The sequence below is a fragment of the Vibrio sp. Vb0667 genome, assembly GCF_033391095.1.
Map to the genome: position 1 here is coordinate 1 of NZ_JAWPOL010000315.1, position 1,130 is coordinate 1,130.

Here is a 1,130-nt window from a genome sequence, read left to right on the forward strand (position 1 = left end):
CAGTAACGGAAAACGACCATGCATAACGCAGTTATCTTTGTTGATGACGAACCACACATTCGTGATGCCGTTTCACAAGCACTACTTATCGAGGGCATTGAAGTCACTTGCTTTCCCAATGCCGTTGAAGCACTCAGAGTTATCGATGCCAATTCTCCAGCCATCATCATTACCGATATTCACATGCCGGTCATGGATGGCTTAGAGTTTATGCGTACGCTGCTGAGCAAAAATCACCACTTTCAATTCATCGTTCTAACTGGGCATGGCGACGTTAAAACGGCGGTCGAAGCGATGAAAAGCGGCGCGTACGACTTTCTGGAAAAACCATTTTCAACCGATCAACTGATGAAATCACTGAACAACGCCAGCGATAAGCTGAACTTGTTGCAAGAAAACATCTGGCTAAAGAAAGAGCTCGACATGCAAACCCATGTCGGCCCAAAAATGATTGGTCACAGTAAAGTCATGGTGAGTATTCGCCGAGCCTTAATCAGCGCACCGACGAACCAACCTCTGATTTTCGTGGGACAAGACGGCACTGGTCGCCGATTAGCTGCGCAATTTGCTCACGATATTCACGCCACACCAGACAGCGAGCTGATTGCAGCATCAGGTGAAGACCTTTACGAACTGTCGCTAGATGCACTCGACAAAGCCATTGAACACCTGACGGAAGACTCAAATCGTTGCAGTTTGTACCTGCACAGCGCAGAACATATCTCGCTCGCACAGTGGCAATGCCTGTTTAACCACCCGAAATTGGAGCGCGTATTTGGTGCGACGACCAAGGTTGATGCCGATGTTAAAACGTTCGCAACGCTCATCCACTTACCAACGCTGGATGAACGCAAAGAAGATATTGGCCCACTTTACAAACACTTCGTGCGTCATGCAGCAAGCCGTTATCAGCTGCAACCACCGCACATCAGTTTGGACGAAGTACGCCGAATTACAGCGCTTTCTTGGCCAGAAAAAGTGAAACAACTGCGCCAATTTGCGGAGCTGCGCGCTCTCAAACCTGAGACTTTTCGCATGGAAGATTGGGACAGTGAAAAGAGCATCGAAATTCAGAGCATGACTCAACGCACAGAACACTTTGAATATTGTCTGTTGTTTGATGCATTGCA

At 47.9% G+C, this 1,130-nt stretch carries 1 protein-coding gene; it reads left to right on the forward strand.

The genetic code is table 11. The annotated features are described in order from the left end of the window. Window positions 1-18 precede the first annotated feature (18 nt). Window positions 19-1,130: sigma-54-dependent transcriptional regulator (locus tag R8269_RS25545; RefSeq protein WP_318222954.1), on the forward strand; the 1,112-nt coding region annotated here is incomplete at its 3' end.